This window comes from Rhodococcus jostii NBRC 16295, assembly GCF_001894825.1.
Lineage (GTDB): Bacteria > Actinomycetota > Actinomycetes > Mycobacteriales > Mycobacteriaceae > Rhodococcus_F > Rhodococcus_F jostii.
This window is the reverse complement of the sequence record NZ_BCWY01000045.1, coordinates 1-19,471: the sequence shown is the minus strand read 5'-3', so window position 1 is coordinate 19,471 and position 19,471 is coordinate 1. Positions and strand designations below refer to the sequence as shown.

The following is a 19,471-nucleotide window of genomic DNA, read 5'->3' as shown; positions in this document are numbered from 1 at the left end:
GCCGGTTACGAGGTGGCGGAGGCGGACTCGTCGATGTCGAAGAGTTCGCCGATCAGGCCGCCGAGGAAACGTCGGTGTTGTGACGAAATTTCGGCGGCCGCTGCTTCGTCCCGGGCCGCACACAGTGTGATCAGGTTGTCGTGGTGTTCGATGGCGTCCTGCCAGCCGCGGAGGCTGGAGAACTTGCGGTAGTAGATCCGGTGGATCTGCGGGTGCACCTGGTGCATGAGCCGCTTGAGCAGTGGGTTGCCGGCGGCGTCGACGATGACGCCGTGGAAGGTGTCGTCCGCAGCGAGGGCGGCACCGATGTTGTCGGTCTTGATCGCCTGCGCGAGGTCGTCGTTGGCGGTGCGCATCACGTCGATCATGCCGTCGGTGAGGTTGGGCACCCCCGTCTTCACGGCCAGTTGATCCAAGACCTCCATCACGGCCAGCGTTGCCTCGACATCGGCCCGATTCAGTGGGGTGATCCGGGTGAAGGCGGCGGGTTTGGCCTCGACGAGTCCGGTGTCGATCAGCCGGGTCAGAGCCTCGCGCACCGGGGTGCGGCTCAGGCCCAGATGCTCGGCCAGCTCGCTGTCCTTGACCTTGGATCCGGGCGCGAGCTCACCAGTGACGATCGCGTCGCAGATCCGCTCGAACGCGACATCGCTCATGCGGGGGCGCTCCACCGGATTATCACGCAACATACTGGATACTGTACTCTGCACGCCGCACGCTCCTGGGGTCCGCGTGGCGGATTGCCGGGTGTCTCGTCGCGAGGATACCGAGAATGTTTTCGTTGACTGTCCATTGTCCGGGCCCCGACTACCCATCCGTGCTGTGTCGCCCGGCGAGTACTTTGTCGCCGAGTTCATCGCCAGGTTCGCTCCCGGCTGCGGCTGGTACCGAGCGGGGTGTTGCGGACCGTCCGGCCTTCGCCTCGGCCTTCTCCTCGGACTTGTCGATCACCGACGCGGCGAGGGAGTTTCCGACGACGTTGACCGCGGTGCGGGCCATGTCGGCGATGAAGTCCACCCCCAGCAGGAGTGCGACGGCTTCGGCCGGAAGGCCGATGGTGTTACCTGCGGCGATGAGCACCACGATCGAGGCGGATGCGACCCCGGCCATGCCCTTGGACAGGATGACAAGCACACCGACCATCAGCAGCAGGGTGGGGATCGAGGTGTCGACGCCGTAGGCGTTGGCGAGGAAGACCAGGGCGACTGCCTGGTAGAGGACGGAGCCGTCGGTGTTGAACGAGTAGCCGAGCGGCACGACGAACGAGGTCGTCGAGCGGCTGACGCCGAGCCCCTCGAGCTTGAGCAGCAGCGGCGCGAGCACCGCTTCGGAGCTGCGGGTGACGAAGGCCAGTCCGACCAGGTTTCCGATGGCCTTGAGCATGGTGACGTACTCGACGCGGAAAATTGCGGCGATGATCGGAAAGATGATGCCGAGGATGATCGCCATACCGACATAGACAACGGCAAGGAAGCCGAGCAGGCTCGACAAGTTCCCGAACCCGTAGTGCGCGACGTCGTAGCTGATGAAGCCCAGAACCCCCAGCGGTGCGAGGCGAATGACGTATCCGACCACCTTGAACATCGCGTTGGCGAGCGAGTCGAGCACGGACGTCATCGGCTTGGCCTGCTCACCGATCGCGGCGAGTGCGACGCCGACGAATCCGGCGAACACAATCACTGCCAGCAGATTCCCCTCCGCGAAGGCGGCGAAGACGTTCTTCGGGACAGCGTGGAGCAGCAGTTCGTGGAAGTCGATGCCCTGCTCGAGGGTCTCGACGGAGGCGCCGTCGGCGCCGGCAACGGGGGTACCGGAACCGATATCGAGCAGCTTCGCCAGCGCGACGGCCATCAGCAGAATGATCGTGGTGACGATCTCGAAGTACAGGATCGCCTTGGCGGCCATGCGTCCGACCTTCTTCGCCGAATCCATGCGTGCGATCCCGAGCACGATCAGCGGGAAGACCAATGGGACGACGATCATCTGCACCAGGTTGAGGAACACGTCGCCGGCCAGTTTGAGTTGCTCGCCGACCACGGGAGCGAACGTGCCGATGAGTGCGCCGACGCCGACGGCGATCAGCGACTGAACACCGATCGGCAACTTCCAGAATTTCCACCACCTGCGTGGTGCGCGAGACGTATCGGCGTCTTCGGATGCTGTCGCTGAGTCAGCAGGGATGGCGGGGGGTGTCGTCATTCAACAGCTCCAATATATTGGATGTGGTGTACTGTTCGACAACAGTGATCGACGTCATAGGCCCTGTCAAGTAGAACGGCGAAATAGGTGTTGGTGGAAAAGTTGAGCGACAGCGATGTGCGGATTGAGCACGACTCGATCGGAGATCTGGCGGTACCGGCGGGGGCGTACTACGGCGTCCACACCGCCCGGGCGATGGAGAATTTCGCCATCACCGGGTCCGCCATCGGTCAGTATCCGGCACTGGTCGCGGCGTTGGCGACGGTGAAACAAGCTGCCTGCCTTGCCAACCGGGACCTGGGCCTCCTCGATGACCGGCGGGCCGATGCCATTGTGGCCGCGTGCACGGAGATCCGCGCCGGGGCACTGCTCGACCAGTTTCCGATCGATCCGATCCAGGGCGGGGCGGGCACCTCGTCGAACATGAACGTCAACGAAGTCATCGCGAACCGCGCACTCGAGATCCTGGGGTTCGGGCGCGGTGCCTACACCGAACTCGACCCCCTCACTCACGTGAACCTGGGGCAGTCCACCAACGATGTGTATCCGACCGCGATCAAACTCGCGCTGGTCGAGCATCTCCGACTGTTGATCGCCTCGCTCGGTCGGCTCGCGGAGTCATTCGAGCGCAAGTCGATCGAATTCGACGACATCGTCAAAATGGGTCGCACCCAGCTGCAGGACGCGGTACCGATGACCCTGGGGCAGGAGTTCGCCGCCTACTCGATCATGCTGAACGAGGACTGCGATCGGCTCTCCGAGGGAGCGCTTCTGCTGCTGGAATCGAACCTCGGTGGCACCGCCATCGGCACGGGGATCAATGGCCATCCCGAGTACTCCGCGCTCGCCTGCAACTACCTGCGCGAGCTGACCGGTGAACCAGTCGTCCCGGCCGGCAATCTGATCGAGGCAACCCAGGACTGCGGAGCATTCGTGCAGGTCTCCGGCATCCTCAAACGTGTCGCCGTGAAGTTGTCCAAGACGTGCAACGATCTGCGGCTCACCTCCTCCGGGCCGACCGCCGGGCTCGGTGAGATCAATCTGCCTCCGGCCCAAGCGGGTTCGTCGATCATGCCCGGCAAGGTCAACCCGGTCATCCCCGAAATGGTGAACCAGGTCGCGTTCGAGGTGATCGGCAACGATCTGACGGTCACGATGGCCGCCGAGGGCGGGCAACTCCAGCTCAACGCCTTCGAACCCGTCATCGTCTACAGTTTGCTGCGCTCGACGACGCACCTGGCCGCCGCATCGGACACCTTGGCTGTGAAGTGCGTCGACGGGATCACCGCCAACCGCGACCACCTCGAGCAGGGTGTTCGGCGCTCGATCGGCATCGTCACCGCGCTCTCGCCGTTCATCGGATATGCCGCCAGCGCGGATATCGCCAAGAGGGCACTGGCGACCGGCGCCTACGTCGGCGACCTCGCCGTCGACGACGGTCTGCTCACTCGCGCGCAGGTCGATGACATCCTGTCGCCCCGGCGACTCGCCGGCCTGCTCACCGCACCCACGGTGGACCGCGAATTCTCTGCACTCGACCATCTCGCCGGTGTCGCCGCGCACTGATCGCCGCATCACACCCCGCACTTCGGGTACAGGACGCCGCAGTCCTCGCTCGAGGAGAAGTACACATCGAGAGGAAACGAGAATCGGATGACCCTCACATCGTCGGCACCAGCCGTTGCAGTCCCTGCGACGCATGCGCGCTCCTGGCTTCTGGTCGCAGGCTCACGTCCGGACGAGTTCGCCGCAGCCACGAACTCGGCGGCGGACGCGGTGATCTTCGATCTCGAGGATGGTGTTGTTCCGTCCTCGAAAACGAAAGCCCGCGAATCTGTTATGCGTTTCCTCGCCGGTGGGGGCACCGGGTGGGTGCGCATCAACAACGCCACCACCACGGACTGGAACGCTGATCTGGACGCGATTCGGGGGCTCCCGGGACTGAGGGGCGTGATGCTCGCCAAGACCGAATCCGCGGACCAGGTCGATCGCACGGCTGCCGAGGTGCCCCACACCCCGATCCTCGCTTTGGTCGAATCGGCGCGTGGCGTCGAATTCGCTTTCGGCATCGCCTCGGCCGACGCCACGACCCGAATTGCATTCGGCACCGGCGACTTCCGTCGGGACACCGATGCGGGCGCCGAACCCGACGCGCTGGCCTACGCGCGGGGACGACTCGTCGTCGCCAGTCGAGCGGCCGGCCTCCCCGGTCCCATCGACGGCCCATGTTTGACCGGCGAACCCGATCTCTCCGAGGCCTTGGCCGTCACCAGGTCGATGGGCATGACCGGCAAGCTCTGCATGCATGTCGGTGACACAGCGATCGTCAATCGCGAACTGTCCCCGCTACAGAGCGACGTGGCATGGGCTGCCGAGGTCATCGCACACCTCGGCGCGCAGGGCGAGAACATCGCCGATGGCAGCGATCGCCCCAAGCTCGCCCGTGCCCTGCGAATCACCCACCTGGCCGACGTCTTCTCGGTTTCAGCCTGAGCTTGGCGGCGGTGGTGGGCCTTCTCGTTCGGACGATCCAACGCGCGGGGAGGCGGATAGTCACGGTGCCGGCTTCGACTCCGACCAGTCGCTGTCGCGGGTGAAGAGCAACTCCGCGGCCCGCACGGCGAGCCAGAGTTCGGACAGTGAATTCGTGTCCGCCAGATCGCGCGACGTGAGCGCCTCCACCTTCCGGATGCGGTACATGACCGTCTGCCGGTGAATGTGCATCGCCTGCGCGGTCTGCTGCCACGACCGCTGGTTCTGGAGGAAGCAGTCGAGGGTGTCGACGAGCGTCGAACCGTGCTGCTCGTCGTAGTCGAGAACCGGCCGCAGGATCCGGTCGACCAGGGTCTGTGCGTCGGCCACGCTCGACAGTCCGACCCACGGGACGGCGCTGCCGTAGCGCGAGACGACCGACCCGCGTCGTTCGGCGATCGACAGGGCCCAGGCCGCTTCCCGGGCGGCGTCCTGAAACCGTGCCAGGGAATCGATGTGCCTGCTGATGCCGATGCGTGCGGTCGGGCCCAGCGCGCGGGACAGCACGGAGTCGGTGGCCGGGCCGTCCGGAACCATGACGTGCGCCGTGCCCATGCGCAGCAGGCACAGGTAGGGCAAGGCGTGCCGCCACAGTGAATTGTGAAGTTCGAGCATCCGTTCCGGCTCTTCGCTGCGTGCGGCGACCAGCACGGCGGTCTCGGGTTTCAGGCCGAGCTCGGACAGCTGGGCGGTGACGCCGGCGACGTCCATCCGGCCCTCGAGCATCTGGGTGAGAAGCCCTGAACCGTAACGCCGTTCGTGCTCGAGCATGAGCTGCGTCTGGGACAGTTCGATCGCGACGACGGTGGCGGCGTGCTGGAGCTGGATCGGGTCGACTCCGACTTTCGGGTCGCTGAGCGTGACGAGTGCGGCGCCGGAGTGGCGGGGGATGTCGGTGAGCATCGCGGCCCGGTCGCCGACGGACGGAAGTCCGTACGCGCCGCCGGCCACGTTCTTCGACACCTCCGACAATGCGACCACCGCCTCGCTGATCGTCGGATCCAGGGGCGGGGTGTCGGGAAACCAGGGCTCGCCGGTGGCGCGGTCGCACACCTGGATCTCGCAGCCCAGTTCGCGGGCCAACGCCGACAGCAGATCGGCAGGCGCGGCGCCGCGGGCGGTGTGCCGGCGGATCAGGTCGTAGATCCGGACGGTGCGGCCGAGGCGCTGCGACTGATCGACGAGCGTGGCCTCGGCCACCGACCGGGAGATGGCGACGAAGGGGAGTGGATACCGGATCCACAGGACCGGAAACCCCAGCTCGTCGCTGGTTCGGGTGAACGCCGCAGTCAGCCGCGGGCAGTACATGTTCTCGCCGATGCCCAGCCCCGCCACCCCGGCGTCCGCGAGATGCCGAACCAGGTCGGCCTGGTCCTTCGCCGACTTCGGGAACGACATGCCGTTGGTCATCAGGAACTCGCCGCCGGTGACCCATCGCCACGGTTCGGGAAGGTCGGAGGTGTGGGTCCACGTGACCTCACGGCCGAGACCGGACGCCCCGGAATACACGTCGAGACGCAGATGCGGAATCTCGACGAGCTCACCGACGGTGATTGCCACGGGTCCTCCCTCTGCACCAAAGCCACATCCGCTTTGTGCGATCGAATAAAGCGTAACCACCGGTTTTAGGCATTGGCTACTCGTATTCGGGCCGAGCTTGCAGGCAGTCTGTGTTGGTCGTCACAACCGGCAACACACGCACTTGATCCAGTCCAGGAGCCCCAATGACTAGAACCGGTCATCTCATAGACGATGCGCCGCTGACCTCCTTCCACAAGAAACTGACAGCGTTCTCCTCCGGCGGCCCGTTCATCGACGGCTTCGCGTTGTCGATCATCGGCGTCGCTCTGATCACTCTCGAACCGGCCATGGATCTCAGCGCCACCGAGATCGGTCTCATCGGTGCGGCCAGCCTGATCGGCATCTTCGTCGGTGGCGGTGTGTTCGGATATGTGACCGACAAGATCGGCCGGCACTTCATGTACATCGCCGACCTGGTCGCGCTCGCGGTGTTCTCGGTCCTCTCCGCGTTCTGCGGGGAGGCCTGGCAGGTGATCCTGCTGCGCTTCCTGCTCGGCGTGGCCATCGGCGCCGACTATCCGATCGCGACGTCACTGCTCGCCGAGTTCCTGCCGAAACGGCAGCGCGGACGACTGCTCGGAGCCATGTTCGTGGTGTGGGCCGTCGGCGCCGCCGCGGCGTACGTGGTCGGCTTCCTGGCGCGGGGCCTCGGTCCCGACGCGTGGCGTTTCCTGCTGGCGAGCCCGGCGATCTTCGCGGTCATCACGTTGCTGGCCCGGATGGGCACCCCGGAATCGCCGCGCTGGCTGATGAGCAAGGGGCGCATGGAAGAGGCCGACGCCTCCATCAAACTCGTGTACGGCGAGCAATACGGTGTCGCGGACCTTCCGGAGGAACCCGTCGTCACCACCTCCTTCTTCCGGGTATTCCGGAAGCCCTACCTGCGGCGCACCATCTTCGTGGCGATCTTCTGGACGGCCCAGGTGATCCCGCTGTTCGCGGTGTACACCTTCGCCCCCGACCTCCTCGAATCCTTCGGCCTGTACGGCGACGCCAACCTCTACGGCGGTTCGCTGCTCATCGCGATCCTGTTCGTGGTCGGCGGCATACCCGGGCTGTGGCTGGTCGAGAAGATCGGCCGACGGAAGCTGCTGATCTGGTCGTTCGCGATCATCGTCGTCGCCCTCGCCGTGCCCGCGCTGATTCCCGACGTCTCGGCGAAGATCTTCTTCCTCGCACTCGCGGTCTTCGCCATCGCCTCCGGTGCGTCGAGTTTCCTCGAAGTCGTCTACCCGAACGAACTGTTCCCCACCGAGGTGCGTGCCACCGCGGTCGGCATGGGCACCGCGATCAGCCGGATCGGTTCTGCTGCAGGCACGTACCTGATGCCGATGGCGCTCGTGTCGTTCGGCGCCAGCGGTGCCCTGATGATCGGCGCGGTGGTCACCCTGGTCGGACTCGTCGCCTCCATCTTCCTCGCGCCGGAGACGCGCGGCGTGTCGCTCGCCGACACGGCGTCGAAAAGCGAATCAGGAGAAGAGAAGTCCGCCGACCCGAACCCGGAAACCGTCACACAGCTCTGACGCGAAGTCAGCCCACCCCGAGTACAGGAGTACACGACATGCCACAACCCAGAGAATCACTCGTCGGCGCGCTGCCGGCAACCCAGGTTCCCCGCTACGCGGGTAAGGGGACGTTCGCCCGCATCGCCGACATCCACGAGGTCGACGACTACGACATCGCGATCCTCGGCGTCCCGTTCGACGGCGGAACCTCGTACCGCCCCGGCGCCCGCTTCGGCCCGATGGCGGTCCGGCAGGCCGCGCGTGCGCTCCGACCCGGCTACCACGTCGAACTCGGCGTCGCACCGCTCGAAGAGGTGCAGGTGGTCGACGCCGGAGACGTGACCGTGACGCCGTACGATCTCGGGGAGGCCTGCCGGCAGATCGAGGCGCACGCATCGGAGATCCTCGGCGGCGGCGACCGCAAGATCGTCTCGATCGGCGGCGACCACACGATCGCGCTGCCGAATCTGCGTGCTCTGCACGCGAAGCACGGCCCGATCGCCCTGGTCCACTTCGACGCCCACCTCGACACGTGGGACACATACTTCAACCAACCGGTCACCCACGGGACGATCTTCCGCCGCGCGTTCGAAGAGGGCCTGTTGGTGGAGGACCATTCCATTCACGTCGGAATCCGCGGTCCGATCTACGACCAGGCCGACTTGAACGACGATGCTCGGATGGGGTTCCGGATCATCCGCGCGGGCGACCTGGACGTGATGGGCATCGAGGCGGCCGTCGACGTGGTCCGTCGGCGCGTCGGCGACGTCCCGGTATACGTGTCGATCGACATCGACGTCCTCGACCCGGCGTTCGCCCCCGGAACCGGCACCCCGGAGGCGGGTGGCCTGACGTCGCGGGAACTGCTGCGGATGCTGCGTCAACTCACCGGACTCAACGTGGTGGGCGCCGACGTCGTCGAAGTCGCGCCGGCCTACGACCACGCCGAAATCACCTGTGTCGCCGCGGCCACCGTCGTGTTCGACCTCGTCTCACTCATGGTCGCGGGTTCGCAGCGCGATTCCGTCGCGGCGGCGGCCGAGTCCATCGGCACCTCGGCTCTCAGTTACTGACCACCCCTTGACGAAGCGGTGCCCCGGCGACGGGGCACCGCTTGCGCGGTGGCGGGCGGTGGTGCAGGCGTACGGTCGAGATCATGACCGAAGACAATCAGGTTGCGCCGTGGGATGACATCTACCGCGGCAAGGTGGAGGATTTTTCGGGACAGGTGCCGTGGAACATCGGTGAACCGCAACCCGAGATCGCCGCGCTGATAGCGGAGGGCAAGTTTCGCAGCGACGTGTTGGACGCGGGATGCGGACATGCCGAGACTTCGCTTCACCTGGCGGCGCAGGGGTACACGGTGGTCGGCCTGGACCTGTCGCCGACGGCCATCGCGGTGGCTCAGTCCGCCGCGGCCGATCGTGGACTGACGACGGCCACGTATCAGGTGGCGGACATCAGTTCGTTCACCGGTTTCGACGGCCGGTTCGCCACGATCGTCGACAGCACCCTGTTCCATTCACTACCGGTGGACCGGCGGCGCGACTACCTGCAGGCCGTCGCGCGGGCGGCCGCGCCCGGTGCGTCCTATTTCATCCTGGTGTTCGCGAAGGGCGCCTTCCCCGAGGGACAAGGACCGAACCCGGTCACCGACGACGAACTCCGCGACGCCGTCGCCGAGTACTGGGTCATCGACGACCTTCGCCCTGCCTTCATCCATGCACTGCTCGGCCCGGAGCAGGCGGCGAACTGGCAGCGTGACGACAAGGGGAGGACCATGCTGCCGGCGTGGTTACTGTCGGCTCACCGCGACTAGAATGCCGGCCACGGCACGACGGGCCGTGGGCATTCGAGTGCGAAAACACTGTCGAGGGAATCGAGTTCGGCCCTTGTCAGGACTAGAGCGTGAGTTGGGACCATGCGGTGCGGACCGTGTGGAGGGCCTCGGTTGCGGTAACGGTGAGTCGGGTTTGGCCGGCGAGTTGTGATTGCCATTCGCCATCGGTGGGTGGCCGGATAAAGGCGTAGTCGCCGGGGTTCTTCCCGGTCGGCCCGTATTTGCGGAACAGCGCGGCGGCGTCGGGGTTGATCGCACCGATGTTGGTCAGTGCCCAGAGATCCCACAGGTCGCGAGCGGCGGCTCGGTCGTACCAGGTGGCTGTTTTGGACGCTGCGCCGTTCGTCGAGTGAGATCAGATCGATATCCTCGCTGAGCCGCCCGTCGGGGAGATGTGTTCGGGCGAGTGCGGTGCCGCCGATGAAATGGAGCCTTTCGGCGAAATTTTCGCTGAGGTAGGCGAGGAGCAGTGAGATGAGGTGGTCTCGTTCGGCCTGCTCGGGGGTGACGCCGAACTGGTCGGCGACACTGTCGCGTTCCTCGAGGTTCACGTCTGCGCCCCCGCCCAGGTCCCGGCGCGGGCAAGGGCTGCAGTCAGTCCCTGCTCGGAAGCGAGCGCAGCGAGACGCTCGCGGTCGCTGCGCCGGAAGAGCCCTGCAATCGCTGCGGGGATCTCGTTCTCGGCGTCGCCGAGCAGCGGCCACCGAGCCAAGTCGAGGATGGTCTGTTCCGGTGTAGTTACCAGTGCAGGCCCGAGCGGGGTGTCGATGCGTTCGGCGTCGAGTCCGGTGGTGTCGCGGCGGAGGAATCGGATGGTGGCGGTGCGGTCGGTGAGGGTGATCGGCCGGTGACGGCGGGGCACGGCGACGACCGCGGTGGCCAACGCTCGCGGGATCACGTTGTGTATGCGTGCGGCGCTGATTCCCATCACGACGACATTATCGGCCCCGTAGATCGTGGCGGCGATTCCGGCGGCGGTGGCTTCGAGGTTCGGTGTCCAAGGGCCCCCGGCCTGTTCCGGGGGGACCACGATGTAGTAGCCCGGCGCGGCGCGGTGCAGGACACCGCGTCTGACCAAGCGGGCGAGCGCGGGACGCGGGTGGGCGTAGACGTCGACGGCGTCCTGGGGGCGGAAGGTCCGTAGCGGACGGCGTGCCAGTGGCGCGGGGACCGCAGTGCTGTGTTCCGGTGCCCTATCCCCCTCCGCATTAAGATGCGCATTTCGTAGGGTTAAAGCCTACGAAACGTGCACAGCGTTGGCAACGGCCTTGCTGACGCGTCGCGCGTGGCGCCGATAGGCGGTTGGTTGGGGTCGGTCTGCGCTCACGTCCTGTGAGTGACATCGAACCGAGAGCTCACACCGCGCCTTGCGCCCAACCAGGTGGAAGGGGCGACTGAGTTGCCGGTAGGGGTCTCGTCTACTGGCTTCGAGTTCGACTGCGGCTATTGCCGCCAGCTGCTGTGCATCTTCGGGGTCCAGTTCGGCTCCACTGAAGTCGAGCCAGTCGGTGAACAGCCATACCCCGTACCACTGCAGTGGTTTCACGCCCCGGCTCTGCATGAGGGCGCCGAGATGCTCGACCGTGTCGGCTCGGGTCGGTACGCCCAGCACCCCGATCTCGCCGGTGGCGTCGAATGCGGCAAGGGCGTCGTCCCATCGCCGTTCCAGGGCTGGGCGCACCGCCAGCGTCTTGGCGTTGCCCGTCATGATCGAGACGACGCCACCGGCAGCGGTGCACCGGCACAGCTGGTCGACCAACGGCTCGGGGTGCTCGAGGTACCCGAGCACCCCGTGGCACAACACGGCGGCGAAGCGTTGACCGTTCACTGCCGCGTCGGCGTTCTCACCGTCGGCCTGTACGAGCGTCACCCGTCGCTGGGTCTCGCCGGGCAGTCGCCGGAGTCGCTGTCGCGCCTTGTCCAGCATCGCCGCCGACGGATCGAGCAGGGTCACCTCGTAGCCGGCGTGGGCCAGCGGAAACGATTGATGACCGGCACCGCCACCGATATCCAGCACCGCGGCCGGTGGTCCCGGTAGGTGCTCGAGCAGCTGCTGGTGCAACACGTAGGTGCGTACGCGGCCCTTCACCGAGCCGTACGCCTCATCGGCGAACAGGTCGGCCAGGCCGGCCCAGCTGTCGTCGCTCATCGAATCACTTCGTAATGGAGGTGAGTGACTCCGGGTGCGGGGACGGCGCCGAGCAGGCGGAGCTGGATGTGCTCGGGCAGGTTGTGGAAGTAGGGCCGGCCGGCACCGAGCAGGATAGGTACTTGGTGGAGGATCAGTTCGTCGACGAGCCCGGCCGCGAGGGCTTCGGTCACCAGGACTCCACCCATGAGAGCGACGTCCTTGCCGTCGGCGGCGTCACGGGCGGCCGCAACGGCGTCCGGCAGCCCGGTCGTGATCAGCTGTTGGCGGCCGGACATCTGCGGGGCAGGCCGGTGGCTCACGACGAACAAAGGCGCCGTCGGGTGTGGGGTCCCGTCGTCGCCGAACCGGCCGGAGTCCTCGTAGGTGTTGCGGCCCGCGACGCTTGCGCCGACCCGCTCGGCCGCGGCGTCGAAAAACCGGGCGCTGGGCTCGCTGAGCCGGAAGCTGTCGAACACCCGACTGGGGACGTCGCCGTCGAAGTACCAGTCGAAAAGTGTTGCGCCATCGCCGAGTCCACGGCCCGGGCCGGGATCGCGACCGGTGATGTAGCCATCGACCGAGACGGACAGAGCGCTGAACACCTTACTCATCACCGGACTCCTTCGGGGTTCCTTCAGGGGACTCCATGACCGTACCGCTTGGAGTTCCGTAAGGGAACCCCGATTGCTAGACTTTCGTCATGCAACGCACAAGCTTCGGCGATATGGCCTGCTCGATCGCGCGCACACTCGACGTGGTCGGAGAACCGTGGTCACCACTGATCCTGCGTGACGTGTGGGTCGGGATGAAGCGGTTCGACGAGATCCAGGCCGATCTGGGCATCTCGCGGAAGGTTCTGACCGAGCGGCTGACGCACCTCATCGAACACGGCGTGCTCGAGCGCCGTCCCTACGACCGGCGCCCACGGTACGAGTACCACCTGACCGCGAAGGGCGCCGAGCTCGTCGACGTGCTCATGGTCATGGCCGGCTGGGGCGACCGGTGGCTTGCCGGCGAGGCGGGTCCGCCGGTGCTCTACCGTCATCACGCCTGCGGGGAGGTCGGTGGAGTCGAATTATGCTGCGCCCGTTGTGGTGAGCCGATGCACGCCGACAATGTCGACGTGATCCCGGGTCCGGGCAGCGCCGCGCCCCGCGCATAGGCAACGTCGAAGGTGTCGTGCCGAGCGGGCCGGAACGCAACACCGAGCAGCGGCATCGGACCTGGGCTGCACTCATGGTCGGGCCGGGAACTTTGCCTACCGGCGGGCTACTACGGGCCGATCGCACGGAAAATTCGCGGTTGCAGTGATGGCTGGCTGGCTGGCTCGGTCGTCGGCTTCGTCGGGGAGTTGAAACCATGTCCGTCCCTCCGTTTGAGCACACCAGCGGCGGGGACGTCGCCGTAAAGGGCTCTTCCACACTGGTTCTGGTGTCACACCCCACTTGGCGCCGAATGTTCCGAGCAGTTATGCAACGATTTCGCGCTCACTAGTAGGCGAAAACAGCTCCGACCCACAGGGCGCAACACGAAACCGCCGCGGAAACCACTGCGAGGCCGAGCGGACTCGCGCCGACTCGGCCTTTATGGATCCGGCGTGCTTGCGCCAGGCTGACGCCTCCGACGACCACGGTCGCGCAGGCGGCGAACGCGATAGGTAGAACCGCGAGACCTCAATCACGCGCAGCAGCTTCATGCGCGACGACTGCTGTAACGGCAGTCGCGGATAACGCAGTGCGTCGCCAGGCGAGCGATGTTCGTTCCGCTTGCAGACCCTTGTCTCCCGATGCTTGCTTACTCAGGAGAGCACCACCGCGGCCCCGGCCGACAACGCGACGGCGACTGCTCCGGCGGCCAGGATTCGGACAAGCAGGAAAGTCGGGAGCGGCGCCTCGCGACGCATCGCCGATTGAACCGCCCGCCAATGCGAAAACGCGCCGCCTGCAAGAGTTATCGACAAGCCGATGCAGCTCAGGGAGACAGCGATACGCGCGCCCTCGTTGTGGAACCCGTCGGCGAGCTGATCGACGGCCACGCCGCCGGCGAGGAGCCCAAGGGAGGTGCGAATCCACGCCAGAAACGTCCGTTCATTCGCGAGCGTGAATCGGTAGTCGGGTTCGCGTTCCTCGGTAACTGTTTTGTTGAGCGACACCACAGCTTCCTTCCTCTCCGACCCCGGCGTGGCCTCCACCAAGGGCCTTCACCACATCCTGGGGTCTCTCCTCGCCTGTCTGTGGAGTGAACACCAGGTATTGACAATGCCATTTTCACTGTCGACTATAGCATTTGCGCTCGGATGCTCCGAGCAGTCCTGAGCGGTCGGCATTGCGGTCTTTGCTACCGACCTCACAGGCAGACAGTGCAGCGACACAGAGGAGAAAACATGACCGGACGCGTGGAGTCGGTGCGCTCAGGCGCCTTGTTCGACCAGCTGGGCCAGGCATGGCGGCAGTTCGGCCGCACTGTGGTCTTCGACGACCCGGACACCGATACCCCACTCCTGCGGGCGGAGGGGCTGCGTTTCGCCACCCGATACCTGGCGGCGGGAGCCCTGTTGAGCATGGAATTGGCCGATCCGAGCTACCCGGAGTTCGGCAGATGGGCCGACACCACCTGCAGCTGGGGCATCGACAACCCCGACGTGATCTACACACTCGCCGCGGTCAGCGGTGACCGCATGTATCGGATTCACGGCGACCGCGGAACTGCCCACTACCTCGATATTCAGGTCCACTCTCCGCACTTCTGTGAAGCGCCCGACTACCGCATCAACTCCAACATCGACAGTCGCTCCCTCGCGGTCGGAACCGACGGGGCGTTCGAGTTGCTCCTCGGATCCGAGCGACCGGTCGGGTACACCGGAAACTGGTTGACGATCGACGCCGAGGCGGGCTCGCTGTGCGTACGCCAGGTCTTCAGCGACTGGGTGACCGAGCGCCCGGCCAACCTCGTGATCGAGTGCGTGGACGCCGTGTATCCGCCGCCCGCCGCACTGTCGGAAGCCGATGTCGCCGCACGTGCCGAGCGGCTTGTGCGCTGGCTGGACAAGGCCGGGTCCTATTGGGACCACATGTGCAAACTGTCCCTGAATGCTCCCGCCAATTCCCTGGCCTTTACTCCGCTCAGCGAGAGTGCGTGGGGTGGTTTCCAGAATCAGGCATACGGCATGGGCAGTTTCCGGTGCGCCCCTGACGAAGCAGTGATTCTGGAGTTCACGCCGCCGCAATGCCACTACTGGAGTTTCGGTTTGGGGAACTGGTATTGGGAGACCGTCAACTGGTTTTCTCGCCAATCCTCTCTCAATCATTCCCAAGCCCGACTCGATGACGACGGCGTCTTCCGCGCGGTCATTTCCCATCGAGACCCGGGCGTCCCGAACTGGCTGGACACCGGCGGGCACACCCACGGCACCATCAACGGCCGCCTGCTGCTGACCCGCGACGTTCCGAATCCGACCATGCGGCTCGTGCCCCTCGAGGACGTGCGCACGTTCCTTCCCTCGGAAACGCCGACCGTGACCTCCGCCGATCGCAGCGAGCAGATTCGGCTCCGCCGCCGATCTGCACATTTGCGCAACAGCCACTAGTGCGGCGGGGACAAGTAACTCGACGAGCAGGACGGGAATCTGCCAGCCCCCGCAAACCCCTTGCCGTCGCGGACCGCAACTCGAGGATGCTCATTCCCTATGAGAAGCGTGAATTCCTATGAACTCTCGTGAGTATCGCCTATTACGTCAGAGACGACGCGCCGCCCGGATCGAAGCGAACCGCAAACGCAACCGGCGGCGTGACACCGAGGCCGAGCACCTCATCGGGTTCGCTCGCATGTGGGCACCATTCGGAGGCGCTTCCGCAGAGGACATCCTGGTGCACTTCGGACTGACAACGCACCGGTTCATCGATCGTTTGTGGCAGGCCATCGCTGAATCGAAATGCACCGAAGACGAGATACTCCGCTTAGCATGCGTCTATCCGAAACAATGGAAAACGAGCGAATCCTCACCCGACCGGCGGCCGAGTACTCCGGCAGGTACTGATTATTCAACAGATCTCAAGACCTGTAAAAGATAGCTGCGAGGCGCCAATTGGCCCGACTGCAGCCCGGCACCACCACTCCCGAGGTCATCTTTGAGCTCTTCGCAGCCATAGCCCTTGCTCGAGATTCCGCAAGAGCGCGTCATCGGGCGTGACCGGTTCTTCCAGTGGCTCCGCAAGCGAGACCGTCAAACTACCTACCCACGCGGCACTGAGTAGCGGCTGCCGTCCACGGCATCCCCCGACCCGAACAACAACAGCTCGGACCCATACGCACCTGACATATCGGGCGATCTGGCCCGCCTCAACGGATCGAGATCAACATGACTGAGACCACGACCAACAGACCGCACCCGCGGCACAGCGACGATCCGCCGCTGGGACGGCGACAACGCTGGCGATACGGTGCGGCGCTCGCGCTCATCGTGCTGATATCCGAGCTAGCGCCGATGGAAATCACCCTGGTATACCCGGCAATTCCACACATGACGGGGGATTTCCGCACACTGCACCTGGGATGGGTGCTGACGATGGTGAGTTTGGTTGCCGTGGTCAGCTTGCCGCTGGTCGGCAAACTTGCCGACACCTTCGGCAAGAAACGGGTGATGCTGATCCTTGCCGTGCTGTTTGCCGCCGGCTCCCTGATCTGCGCGACAGCAAGCTCTTTCCCGGTACTGCTGACCGGCCGGGCTCTCCAGGGCACCGCGGGCGGGATGATCGCGGTGTCCTATGCGCTGGTCCGCGACACCTTCCCGCGTCGCTGGGTCCCAGTCGCACTCGGAACCGTGGCTGCTGGAATCGGCGTCAGCGCCCTCGCGTCGCCGTTCGTCGCCGGATGGTTCATCGACAACCACGGTTGGCAGTCGGTGTTCTGGTTCATGCTCGGCTACGCCGTGTTGCTGATACCGGTGGTGGCGGTATGCGTGCCCGAGTCTTCGCTGCGACTGCATCAGCGCCTCGACCTGTTCGGTGTCGCGCTCCTCGGCTCCGGCGTCGGGCTGGTCCTGGTCGGAATCAGCCAGGGGTCCAAGTGGGGCTGGGTCAGCAGCGGGACAATCCTGACACTGACCGGCGGCACCGGGCTCCTCATCGCATTCGTCGTGTGGGAGTTACGCGTCCCTTCACCCGCCATCGACCTCCGATTGCTGGCCAGTAGTTCCCTGCGCTCAACACTGGTGGCGTACCTGTTCATCGGGTTCATGATCGCCGGATACGGGCTGCTCACACCTCAGATGCTGCAGACCCCAGCCCAGGCCGGCATCACCTACGGCGTGGGACTGACGGCGACCGCGTTTGCGTTGTGGACCTTCCCCACCGGCTTGCTGACCATGGTCTGCGGACCCCTCGGCGGTGCCGTTGCGCGCCGTAGAGGCGCCCGGATGACACTCATCGGCGCCGTCTGCGCGATGATCGCCGGCCTCGCAGCCGCGGCTGCGCTGCCCGAACATCGTTGGCAGATCATGGTGATCTCCGCAGTCTTCGGAATCGGAATGGGGCTCTACTACGCGTCCGGACCGAACCTCGTGATGGACGCTGTGCCGGCCGAGCAGAGTGCGGTAGGGGCGGCCATGCTCGGGGTCGTCGGCCAGCTCGGCAATGCGATTGCGGTTACCGTCCTCAGTGTCGTGATGGCACAGAACATCTCACGCCAAGACCCCACCACTGGACGAATCACATACTCGGACTCCGCCTTCCAGCATTCCTTCATTCTCGCAGCGGTGGTCGGCCTCGCGGGCCTCGCCGTCGCGATACGAATGCGACATGGCCGGAATCCCGCAACGGGGGGTGCCGAACAGCGCTGAGTGTGTCGTCGACCGGCGTAGGCTCCCAGTCCGGGAGCCCTACGTCCGCCAAAGGGGTGGACCCGTGCCCGACCTTCTCCGCCTCGACTTCGACCCGGAACGCCCGTTCCGCAGTTGCTATGCTCAATTCTGAAAATGATACTTTCGCTCCATTGGAGGTCGGCAAAGTGGCTTCGGCACAACAGTCGCGTGCGAACAATCCAATCGCTGCTGCCGCGATCGATCGGCTGTTCGACAAGCATCGCGGCGAGTATTTTGCGGAAGCCCAACGCCTCATCCAGGCGTGCAGCAGTCTCATCGCCGAAACCGGACAGGTCGACCCACCCGTCAACGCGATCCTCGAACGAGCAGGGCTCGGCACCCGCGCGTTCTACCGGCTCTTCAACTCGAAGGAAGAACTGATCATCGCCGTCCTGCAGGACGGCACCACCTGGAAAACGAGCTATATAGAAGAACAAATGGCCACGGCGAGCACGCCGCTCGAACGTATCCGCGCATGGGTCGGAGCCGCCATCTTCCCCTACACCCAAGATGCGTCGCCGGGACATCGAGCAATCCTGCTCCACACGTACCGGTGGGAGATGATGTTTCCCAACGAACTAGCAGCAATGCGTGAGCAACTCCTGCAACCCCTTGTTCAAGCGATCGCCGATCTCCGCGGCGAGGATGACTCGAAGAACGCTCACAACGCTGCCGAGATCATCTACGACTCGTTCTTCGGCGTCGCCTGCCGAGCCGAAGCGCACAAGCGAATGGTCGATCCCAACGAGGTCACCGCTCTCACCCAGACGGCCGAACTCGTCGCCACTACCCTTGGTGCCAAGGGTTGAGCAGGCCGACCCACTGACGGCCGCTGGTCGTCGACGCCCCGTGGACAGCCGCTGCCACTGCTCTACCGCAAGGTCAGCGGCAGCCCGGCGGCTTCCGCGTCGCGGATTCGGACTTCGATGCGGTCGTGGTCCTCGCGTCGAGCGAGCCCGGTGCGGATGGCGTCGCGGGTGCGGCTGGCGGGGCCGCGAACATCGGCGAGGTTGCGGCGCCGCAGGTGCGCGGGCACGGTGCCGCGACGGGAGGGGCCGGGCAGGCTCACGGCCCGGAAGACTGGTGGTGTGCGGTATTCGAAAGGTGCGGTATTCCTCCACCCGTGGCACGTGGGTCAGCCCAGCCCCATCCACTGCCGTTGCAGCTCGATCAGCGCGTACCGCCATTCGTCCGGGAGGTCTTCACCGACACCGCCTCCGGGGTGCTCGCGCACCGCCCGGGCCTCGATCAGGTGCTGCTGGTCGCGCGGCGGGGCGATCAGCTGGTGGTCACCCGGCTCGACCGGCTGGGGCGGTCTCTGGCGAACCTGATCGAGCTGTCCGCACTACTTCAGGAGCGTGGCATCGACCTGGTCGTGCTCGACCAGGGGTCGACACCTCCACCGCGGCGGGCCGAATGTTCTTCTCCGTCTTGGGGGCGATCTCGGAGTTCGAGCACGCCCTGCTCTCCGAGCGCACGGCCGAGGGACTGGCCGCGGCCCGGGCCCGCGGGCGCACCGGCGGGCAGAAGCCGAAGCTCGGTCCCGGCAGGTCGCCCTGGCCCGGGCGATGTACGACGAGACCGACGACGGCAAACACAAGTACACGGTGGCGCAGATCGCCGCCGAGTTCGGGGTGACCCGCCCGACCATCTACCGGCACCTGGGTGCGACCGTCTCCGCCGGCAACGCCGACGGTGCTGTTACCGGCCCGATTCGATGAGTACCCCGGCCCGGCGCCGGGTCGATCCGATGACGGTGCTGCGTCCGCACCTCGAGCGCGGCGTCCCCCTCGCGAGGGCGGCGGCCGCGGGCGGGGTGTCGGTCC

20 protein-coding genes and 2 pseudogenes are annotated in these 19,471 nt (G+C 65.7%); 11 read left to right on the top strand and 11 right to left on the bottom strand.

Annotated elements, in window-relative coordinates:
• Positions 1 to 5: 5 nt before the first annotated feature.
• The gene (locus RJ1_RS26035) at positions 6 to 656 is read right to left on the bottom strand and encodes a GntR family transcriptional regulator (RefSeq protein WP_083400616.1); all 651 of its coding nucleotides are present in this window, start codon (positions 654 to 656) and stop codon (positions 6 to 8) included.
• A gap of 151 nt (positions 657 to 807) precedes the next feature.
• Complete coding sequence (locus RJ1_RS26030) at positions 808 to 2,199, bottom strand: dicarboxylate/amino acid:cation symporter (protein ID WP_073365298.1); 1,392 nt, start codon at positions 2,197 to 2,199, stop codon at positions 808 to 810.
• Positions 2,200 to 2,316: 117 nt separating this feature from the next.
• Between RJ1_RS26030 and RJ1_RS26025 the strand changes: the two genes are divergently transcribed.
• Entirely contained in the window at positions 2,317 to 3,765 is a 1,449-nt protein-coding gene (locus RJ1_RS26025; protein WP_073365381.1) for an aspartate ammonia-lyase, read from the top strand.
• A gap of 87 nt (positions 3,766 to 3,852) precedes the next feature.
• Positions 3,853 to 4,692, top strand: a complete 840-nt coding sequence (locus RJ1_RS26020) for an HpcH/HpaI aldolase/citrate lyase family protein (protein WP_073365296.1) — start codon at positions 3,853 to 3,855, stop codon at positions 4,690 to 4,692.
• A 60-nt stretch (positions 4,693 to 4,752) separates the two neighbouring features.
• Here the strand turns inward: RJ1_RS26020 and RJ1_RS26015 are convergent, their stop codons facing one another.
• The gene (locus RJ1_RS26015) at positions 4,753 to 6,291 is read right to left on the bottom strand and encodes a PucR family transcriptional regulator (protein WP_174695019.1); all 1,539 of its coding nucleotides are present in this window, start codon (positions 6,289 to 6,291) and stop codon (positions 4,753 to 4,755) included.
• Positions 6,292 to 6,455: 164 nt separating this feature from the next.
• On the opposite strand from RJ1_RS26015, the gene RJ1_RS26010 reads away from it, so the two are divergent.
• The 3 genes from RJ1_RS26010 to RJ1_RS26000 all read left to right on the top strand — a co-directional run bounded on the left by RJ1_RS26010 (position 6,456) and on the right by RJ1_RS26000 (position 9,636).
• Positions 6,456 to 7,835 carry an MFS transporter gene (locus tag RJ1_RS26010; RefSeq protein ID WP_073365294.1) on the top strand — a complete coding sequence of 460 codons (1,380 nt, stop codon included), beginning with the start codon at positions 6,456 to 6,458 and terminating at the stop codon, positions 7,833 to 7,835.
• 38 nt (positions 7,836 to 7,873) lie between these two features.
• Positions 7,874 to 8,890, top strand: a complete 1,017-nt coding sequence (speB, locus tag RJ1_RS26005) for an agmatinase (protein ID WP_073365292.1) — start codon at positions 7,874 to 7,876, stop codon at positions 8,888 to 8,890.
• Positions 8,891 to 8,973: 83 nt separating this feature from the next.
• Positions 8,974 to 9,636 (top strand): class I SAM-dependent methyltransferase, encoded by a 663-nt coding sequence (locus tag RJ1_RS26000; RefSeq protein WP_073365290.1) that lies wholly within the window; start codon positions 8,974 to 8,976, stop codon positions 9,634 to 9,636.
• An 82-nt stretch (positions 9,637 to 9,718) separates the two neighbouring features.
• On the opposite strand, the gene RJ1_RS48915 is transcribed toward RJ1_RS26000, so the two are convergent.
• The 5 genes and pseudogenes from RJ1_RS48915 to RJ1_RS25980 all read right to left on the bottom strand — a co-directional run bounded on the left by RJ1_RS48915 (position 9,719) and on the right by RJ1_RS25980 (position 12,399).
• Positions 9,719 to 9,946: a hypothetical protein gene (locus RJ1_RS48915; RefSeq protein ID WP_338049601.1), complete on the bottom strand. Its 228-nt coding sequence runs from the start codon at positions 9,944 to 9,946 to the stop codon at positions 9,719 to 9,721.
• Positions 9,947 to 10,049: 103 nt separating this feature from the next.
• Positions 10,050 to 10,208: pseudogene (locus tag RJ1_RS48910) on the bottom strand (nucleotidyl transferase AbiEii/AbiGii toxin family protein); the annotation flags it as partial.
• Positions 10,205 to 10,816 carry a type IV toxin-antitoxin system AbiEi family antitoxin domain-containing protein gene (locus tag RJ1_RS25990; protein WP_073365286.1) on the bottom strand — a complete coding sequence of 204 codons (612 nt, stop codon included), beginning with the start codon at positions 10,814 to 10,816 and terminating at the stop codon, positions 10,205 to 10,207. The pseudogene RJ1_RS48910 and the gene RJ1_RS25990, both read right to left, overlap by 4 nt.
• Before the next feature lie 78 nt (positions 10,817 to 10,894).
• Positions 10,895 to 11,806, bottom strand: coding sequence for a methyltransferase (locus RJ1_RS25985; RefSeq protein WP_083400618.1), 912 nt, complete (start codon positions 11,804 to 11,806; stop codon positions 10,895 to 10,897).
• Positions 11,803 to 12,399, bottom strand: a complete 597-nt coding sequence (locus tag RJ1_RS25980) for a dihydrofolate reductase family protein (RefSeq protein ID WP_073365284.1) — start codon at positions 12,397 to 12,399, stop codon at positions 11,803 to 11,805. Before RJ1_RS25980 ends, RJ1_RS25985 begins: the two co-directional genes overlap by 4 nt.
• Before the next feature lie 89 nt (positions 12,400 to 12,488).
• Here RJ1_RS25980 and RJ1_RS25975 point away from each other — a divergent pair, with 89 nt between their 5' ends.
• A complete protein-coding gene (locus RJ1_RS25975; RefSeq protein ID WP_073365282.1) occupies positions 12,489 to 12,950 on the top strand; it encodes a winged helix-turn-helix transcriptional regulator in 462 nt (153 codons plus the stop codon).
• Positions 12,951 to 13,461: 511 nt separating this feature from the next.
• Here RJ1_RS25975 and RJ1_RS48905 read toward each other — a convergent pair.
• Together RJ1_RS48905 and RJ1_RS25965 are read right to left on the bottom strand one after the other, a co-directional pair.
• The gene (locus RJ1_RS48905; RefSeq protein WP_369691061.1) at positions 13,462 to 13,560 is read right to left on the bottom strand and encodes a DUF202 domain-containing protein; all 99 of its coding nucleotides are present in this window, start codon (positions 13,558 to 13,560) and stop codon (positions 13,462 to 13,464) included.
• A gap of 26 nt (positions 13,561 to 13,586) precedes the next feature.
• A complete protein-coding gene (locus RJ1_RS25965) occupies positions 13,587 to 13,940 on the bottom strand; it encodes a YidH family protein (RefSeq protein WP_205415377.1) in 354 nt (117 codons plus the stop codon).
• Between the two features lie 231 nt (positions 13,941 to 14,171).
• Here RJ1_RS25965 and RJ1_RS25960 point away from each other — a divergent pair, with 231 nt between their 5' ends.
• From RJ1_RS25960 to RJ1_RS25950, 3 genes are all read left to right on the top strand, one after another.
• The gene (locus tag RJ1_RS25960; RefSeq protein WP_073365276.1) at positions 14,172 to 15,374 is read left to right on the top strand and encodes a DUF1214 domain-containing protein; all 1,203 of its coding nucleotides are present in this window, start codon (positions 14,172 to 14,174) and stop codon (positions 15,372 to 15,374) included.
• 771 nt (positions 15,375 to 16,145) lie between these two features.
• Positions 16,146 to 17,624, top strand: coding sequence for an MFS transporter (locus RJ1_RS25955; RefSeq protein WP_083400619.1), 1,479 nt, complete (start codon positions 16,146 to 16,148; stop codon positions 17,622 to 17,624).
• 119 nt (positions 17,625 to 17,743) lie between these two features.
• The gene (locus tag RJ1_RS25950) at positions 17,744 to 18,454 is read left to right on the top strand and encodes a TetR/AcrR family transcriptional regulator (RefSeq protein WP_083400620.1); all 711 of its coding nucleotides are present in this window, start codon (positions 17,744 to 17,746) and stop codon (positions 18,452 to 18,454) included.
• Positions 18,455 to 18,516: 62 nt separating this feature from the next.
• On the opposite strand, the gene RJ1_RS25945 is transcribed toward RJ1_RS25950, so the two are convergent.
• On the bottom strand, positions 18,517 to 18,714 hold the full coding sequence (locus tag RJ1_RS25945) for a hypothetical protein (RefSeq protein ID WP_073365272.1): 198 nt from the start codon (positions 18,712 to 18,714) through the stop codon (positions 18,517 to 18,519).
• Between the two features lie 153 nt (positions 18,715 to 18,867).
• Between RJ1_RS25945 and RJ1_RS48900 the strand changes: the two are divergent.
• Both RJ1_RS48900 and RJ1_RS47310 read left to right on the top strand, forming a co-directional pair.
• Positions 18,868 to 19,283: pseudogene (locus tag RJ1_RS48900) on the top strand (recombinase family protein).
• The gene (locus RJ1_RS47310; protein WP_240319887.1) at positions 19,214 to 19,366 is read left to right on the top strand and encodes a helix-turn-helix domain-containing protein; all 153 of its coding nucleotides are present in this window, start codon (positions 19,214 to 19,216) and stop codon (positions 19,364 to 19,366) included. The pseudogene RJ1_RS48900 and the gene RJ1_RS47310 overlap by 70 nt, the downstream one beginning before the upstream one ends.
• Positions 19,367 to 19,471: the final 105 nt, after the last annotated feature.

Excerpts from the sequence above, each read along its gene's own strand:
- RJ1_RS26035 (WP_083400616.1), bottom strand. The coding sequence starts at position 656 with ATGAGCGATGTCGCGTTCGAGCGGATCTGCGACGCGATCGTCACTGGT.
- RJ1_RS26030 (WP_073365298.1), bottom strand. The coding sequence starts at position 2,199 with ATGACGACACCCCCCGCCATCCCTGCTGACTCAGCGACAGCATCCGAA.
- RJ1_RS26020 (WP_073365296.1), top strand. The coding sequence starts at position 3,853 with ATGACCCTCACATCGTCGGCACCAGCCGTTGCAGTCCCTGCGACGCAT.
- RJ1_RS26010 (WP_073365294.1), top strand. The coding sequence starts at position 6,456 with ATGACTAGAACCGGTCATCTCATAGACGATGCGCCGCTGACCTCCTTC.
- speB (WP_073365292.1), top strand. The coding sequence starts at position 7,874 with ATGCCACAACCCAGAGAATCACTCGTCGGCGCGCTGCCGGCAACCCAG.
- RJ1_RS26000 (WP_073365290.1), top strand. The coding sequence starts at position 8,974 with ATGACCGAAGACAATCAGGTTGCGCCGTGGGATGACATCTACCGCGGC.
- RJ1_RS25985 (WP_083400618.1), bottom strand. The coding sequence starts at position 11,806 with ATGAGCGACGACAGCTGGGCCGGCCTGGCCGACCTGTTCGCCGATGAG.
- RJ1_RS25980 (WP_073365284.1), bottom strand. The coding sequence starts at position 12,399 with ATGAGTAAGGTGTTCAGCGCTCTGTCCGTCTCGGTCGATGGCTACATC.
- RJ1_RS25975 (WP_073365282.1), top strand. The coding sequence starts at position 12,489 with ATGCAACGCACAAGCTTCGGCGATATGGCCTGCTCGATCGCGCGCACA.
- RJ1_RS25960 (WP_073365276.1), top strand. The coding sequence starts at position 14,172 with ATGACCGGACGCGTGGAGTCGGTGCGCTCAGGCGCCTTGTTCGACCAG.
- RJ1_RS25955 (WP_083400619.1), top strand. The coding sequence starts at position 16,146 with ATGACTGAGACCACGACCAACAGACCGCACCCGCGGCACAGCGACGAT.
- RJ1_RS25950 (WP_083400620.1), top strand. The coding sequence starts at position 17,744 with ATGCTCAATTCTGAAAATGATACTTTCGCTCCATTGGAGGTCGGCAAA.
- RJ1_RS47310 (WP_240319887.1), top strand. The coding sequence starts at position 19,214 with ATGTACGACGAGACCGACGACGGCAAACACAAGTACACGGTGGCGCAG.